The sequence below is a fragment of the Variovorax sp. P4_D9 genome (genome assembly GCF_056401695.1).
On the sequence record NZ_JBFUIU010000656.1, the window covers coordinates 1 to 4997 of the forward strand.

General features: G+C 65.2%; 4 protein-coding genes and 2 pseudogenes. 5 read left to right on the forward strand and 1 reads right to left on the reverse strand.

Annotation, left to right across the window (positions count from 1 at the left end; translation table 11 throughout):
* From AC1DY5_RS41780 to AC1DY5_RS41800, 5 genes and pseudogenes are all read left to right on the forward strand, one after another.
* The coding region (locus AC1DY5_RS41780; RefSeq protein ID WP_478120311.1) for a hypothetical protein at nucleotides 1-216 on the forward strand (216 nt) is incomplete at its 5' end.
* 104 nt (nucleotides 217-320) lie between these two features.
* Nucleotides 321-1043: pseudogene (locus AC1DY5_RS41785) on the forward strand (reverse transcriptase domain-containing protein); the annotation flags it as partial.
* A gap of 136 nt (nucleotides 1044-1179) precedes the next feature.
* Entirely contained in the window at nucleotides 1180-1473 is a 294-nt protein-coding gene (locus tag AC1DY5_RS41790) for a hypothetical protein (protein WP_478120312.1), read from the forward strand.
* Between the two features lie 140 nt (nucleotides 1474-1613).
* Entirely contained in the window at nucleotides 1614-3374 is a 1761-nt protein-coding gene (locus tag AC1DY5_RS41795) for a recombinase family protein (protein WP_478120313.1), read from the forward strand.
* A pseudogene (locus AC1DY5_RS41800) lies at nucleotides 3283-3942 on the forward strand (group II intron maturase-specific domain-containing protein); the annotation flags it as partial. The gene AC1DY5_RS41795 and the pseudogene AC1DY5_RS41800, both read left to right, overlap by 92 nt.
* A 62-nt stretch (nucleotides 3943-4004) precedes the next feature.
* Here the strand turns inward: AC1DY5_RS41800 and AC1DY5_RS41805 are convergent.
* Entirely contained in the window at nucleotides 4005-4856 is an 852-nt protein-coding gene (locus AC1DY5_RS41805) for a mechanosensitive ion channel family protein (RefSeq protein WP_478120314.1), read from the reverse strand.
* Nucleotides 4857-4997: the final 141 nt, after the last annotated feature.

Sequence of the window (4997 nt, forward strand, 5' to 3'; positions counted from 1 at the left end):
CAGGGCGACCGAGTGTGGGGAGGAAGCGCGGAGCGAAGCTGCGAGCCGATGGACAAGAACCGGATAGAAGGCGGTGCCGAGCAGGGCGAGCGGGCCATGAACCGCGAAGCTTTCGTGATCAAGGCGAGGCGGCGTAGATCCGGCGGTTGTGCAGTGAAGGAGTGCGTTCTTACCTGGGGAGATCTCGCCTTGCGCCTGAAAGGGCGACGGCGTTGAGCCGGAGCGAGAAGTCAGCAGAGGTCGTAGTAGCCGGAGTTGCGGGGCTGAGGAGGCCAGAAGTCAAACGGCGAAGGACCAAACGAGAGCAAGTGTTGAGCGAGATGTCGATGTCCGAGGTCATGCGTCAGATGCCCGCGCGAGCGGGGCGGGCGGGAGTCGCGCGCGGTGAAGCCGTGAGCCAACCTGCCAGCGACGAAGCCGAGGGCCCGCGACATGGAGCGACAGACACGGGTTCAGCGCTGCTGCAAGCGGCGCTGACGAGAGACAACCTGCAGCGCGCGCTCAAGCGGGTGCGGGCCAACAAGGGCGCCGCCGGTGTGGACGGACTGGACATCGACCAGACCGTGGAGCATCTGGTGACGGCCTGGCCTGGCATCCGGGGGCAACTGCTGYGGGGCGAGTACCGGCCCAGTCCGGTACGGCGGGTGGAGATTCCCAAGCCTGACGGAGGCCAGCGCGAGTTGGGCATCCCGACGGTGGTGGATCGGCTGATCCAGCAGGCGCTGCTGCAGGTGCTGCAACCGATTCTGGACCCCACCTTCAGCGAGCACAGCTACGGCTTCAGGCCGGGACGGCGTGCCCASGACGCGGTATTGGCCGCGCAGGCGTACGTGCAGTCCGGGCGCAGGGTCGTGGTAGACGTGGACCTGGAAAAATTCTTCGACCGGGTCAACCACGACATCCTGATCGATCGCCTGCAAAGGCGCATTGCCGACGCCGGAGTCATCCGGTTGGTGCGGGCGTACCTGGACAGCGGGATCATGGACGGTGGGGTGGTACAGGAACGGCATCAGGGCACACCGCAAGGTGGGCCGCTCACGCCATGGACACAAGAGATAACTTCGAGTTCGAGCGGCGGATCGCGCTGTGTCGGACGCTGTCGGTYATTGACTTGAGACGCAAGAAGTAATATGTTTGCGTCCAATGTCGCGATCCAACAGCGCCGAGAGGGCCCAACGCTTGAACGCCGCATTCGATCTGCTCGCCCAAGGCTGGGCAACCGCGCAAGCGACGGTGACGCTTGCGGACGAGTTCGGCCTATCGCAKCGGCAAGCCTCTCGCTATGTGCAGGAGGCGCAGTCGATCAAGCGCCCGGTGCCGATCGCGGCGCCCAGCGTGGCCATCACCGTCAAGGTGCCCGAGGACATCGCGACGAAGCTGCGTGCACATGCGCAGGCCACCGATTCGACGATCGGCGACGTGGTCTCGCGTGCCGTCTTGGGCTTGTTGGCTCGGGAGCACCGGCGTGGCTGAGAGCCGCCGGCGCTACCAGGTTCGCTTCGAGTATTGCTTTGATCGCCTGTTCGACACCAAGCTCGAACAGGCCTATGACGTCTTGGTTCCGGACCGCACTCGCCGTACCGGCGGGCCTTCCCAAGTAGGAGGACAGTGTCATGAAGACAGCGGCGATCTATGCACGGGTGTCATCGGATCGACAGAAGGAGGACAAGACGATCGCCAGCCAGACGGCGGCGCTGGTGGCGTTCGCCTCGGCCGAGGGCTACAGCGTACCGGTTGATTGGATCTTCGAGGACGAGGGTTTCAGCGGGGCGACGCTGATTCGCCCGGGCTTGGAACGCGTGCGCGACCTGGCCGCCGAAGGCCAGATCCAGGCGGTACTGGTGTTGTCGCCGGATCGGCTCAGCCGCAAGTACGCCTATCAGGTGCTGCTCACCGAGGAATGGCTGCGTCATGGCGTGGAGACGATCTTCATCAAGGCTCCGCAGTCGCAAACGCCTGAAGACCAGTTGTTGCTGCAGTTCCAGGGCATGATCGCCGAGTACGAACGTGCCCAGATCCTGGAGCGTTCGCGCCGCGGCAAACGCCACCGCGCCAAGCAGGGTGAGGTCAGCGTGCTCAGCGGTGCGCCCTATGGCTATCGCTACGTGCGCAAGACCGAAGAGCGCTCGGCCTACTACGAGGTCGAGGACGCACAGGCCGAGGTGGTTCGCCAAGTATTCGATCTGTATACGGCCGGCGCACTGAGCATCGGCGCGATCACCAAGCGGCTCAACGAGCTGGGCGTGCCGACCAGGAAGGAGCAAGCCTGCTGGGAACGCTCGACGATCTGGGCGATGCTGCGCAACCCCGCGTACCGAGGCATGGCCTGCTTCGGCAAGACGCAGGAAGCCGCGCGGCAGCGCCGCAGCAGCCGTGCCCTACGCAGGCGTGCCCAACCGCCACGGCGTGGTGCGCGCACGCAGCACGAAGCGCCGAGGGAGCAGTGGATCCAGATCCCCGTGCCTGCCTTGGTCGACGAGCGCACGTTCGACCTGGCGCAGGAGCGGCTGCAGGACAACAAGAGGTTCGCAGCCCGCAATACGGTCGAGCCCAGCATCCTTCAGGGATTGGTGCATTGCGCCGATTGCGGCTATGCGCTGTATCGGACGTCCACGCGCAGCAGTGCGCGCAAGATCTTCTACTACCGTTGCTTGGGCTCGGACGCATGGCGCTATCAAGGGCAGGCGCGCTGCGCGGCACGGCCCATCCGGCTTGATCTGCTCGAGGAGACTGTGTGGAGCGAGGTCGCACGATTGCTTGAAGACCCGGCGCTGATCCAGGCCGAGCTGACGCGGCGCGTAGAAGCCGCGCGCACTTCCCATCCGGCCAAGCACCAACAACAAAGGATCGAACGCGAGCTGCTTCAATCCCAACGGCGCATGGAGCGGCTGCTCACGGCCTATCAGGAAGACCTGCTCAGCCTGGACGAGCTACGGCGGCGCATGCCCGAGTTGCGCCAGCGCGAGACGCGGCTGAAGGCCGAACTCGAGTCGCTGAGTGCACAATTGGCCGACCGAACCACCTATCTTCGGCTAGCCCACACGCTGGGCGAATTCCTCGATCGCATGCGCATCCAAGCGCAGAATCTGGATGTGCTGGAACGTCAACGTATCGTCCGGTTGCTCGTCAAGGAGGTCGTTGTCGGCAAGGACAACATCACCATCCGACACTCGATCCCGAACACCAACCGTCCCTCTGGTGGAGGCGCGACAGGTGCGGCAGATCCGAGCATGCCCGTGTCGGGCGGCGGCACTTCCGCCAAAAGTTCGTTGTTGCGTACGTGGAGTGCTGTCGCCGCTGCTGGCCAACGTGCTGCTCGACGAAGTGGACAAGGAACTGGAACGCCGGGGCCACTGCTTCGCGCGCTACGCTGATGACTGCAACGTGTACGTGCGCAGTCGTCGGGCGGGCGAGCGGGTGATGGCGCTGCTGCGGCGGCTGTATGACAAGCTGCGCTTGAAGGTCAACGAGACCAAGAGTGCGGTCGYCAGTGCGTTCGGGCGCAAATTCCTGGGCTATGACCTGTGGTTGGCCCCGAGCGGCGAAGTCAAGCGCGGGGTGTCGGCCAAGCCGCTGGCGACGTTCAGGCAGCGKGTGAGGCAACTCACGCGCCGCTCGGGCGGGCGCAGCATGGCGCAGGTGGTACAGGGGCTGCGGCCCTACCTGCTGGGCTGGAAGGCGTACTTCGGGCTGGCGCAAACGCCCAAGGTCTGGCGCGAGCTGGACGAGTGGCTGCGCCACCGCCTGCGTGCGATTCAACTCAAGCAGTGGAAGTGCGGCCCGACGATGTTCCGGGAACTGTGCGCCCKGGGCGCCAGTCCTGCGACGGCGCAACGGGTGGCGGCCAACAGCCGCCGCTGGTGGCGCAATAGCGCCAAGCAGCTCAACAGCGTGCTGAACATCGCCTGGTTTGACCGTATGGGACTACCCAGACTCTCATGACCTAAAACTCTCGAACCGCCCGGTGCGGACCCGCATGCCGGGTGGTGTGGGAGGGGCGCAGTCTAGGAAGACTGCCCCCTATCCCGATCAGTGGCCGGTGGCTGGATGTTCCGATGCACCAGGGGCGTTTCGGGCGTCGGGTAGCCGGCGGCGCCGAAGGTCTTGACGACCGCCTTGTGGGTGTCGAAGTACACCTGCCAGTAGTGGTCGGTGTGGGTGTAGGGCCGCACGGCGAGCAGCGGGCCTTCGGGGGTGAATTGCAGGATCTCGACGTCGGGCGGCTGCTCGGTCGAGACGTTCGGGATCTGGCTGACCGCGGCCTTGAGCAATGCGATCGCCTGGTTCACGTCGACTCCGTTGGCGATCTTGGCCGTGGCATCGACCCGGCGGAACGGCAACTGGCTGAAGTTCTGGATCGGATCCGAGAGCACCTTGTTGTTGCCCACCGTGGTGACCACGTTGTCGGGCGTGACCAGCGTGGTGCCGAACAGGCCCAGTTCCTTGACGGTGCCGTTGATGCCGCCGCCCACCGTGACGTAGTCGCCGACCCGGTACGGGCGCAGCACCTGCAGGAAGACGCCGGCGGCGAAGTGCGTCAGCAGGCCGCCCCATGCCGTGCCGATCGCCAGGCCGGCGCCGGCCAGCAGCACCGCGAACGAGGTCGTGCGGACCCCGAACATGTCGAGGATCGCAAGGATCAGGACGATGTTGAGCACCACGCCGAGGATCGAGATTAGGTAGTGGCGGAGGGTCGGGTCCATACGCTGGCCGCGCTCGAGCGCCTTGGCGACCAGGCGCTGCGCCAGGCCGATCAACCAGCGGCCGACGCCCCAGGCAATCAGGGCGCCGATCACTTTCAGGCCAAAATCCACGCCTTGCGTCGTCAGGAAAATCCAGATCGCTTCCGTATTCATTTCTTCTCCTCGCAGGTGCCGTTGCTTCGGCAGGCCGTGCAGCGTTTGTCATGAATAAGCCGGCTTCGCACCCAGGCGACGTCAAGGCCGTGCTCACGGGGCTTGCTCCGATCGTTTCCGGGACCACGGCCTTGTTGATAC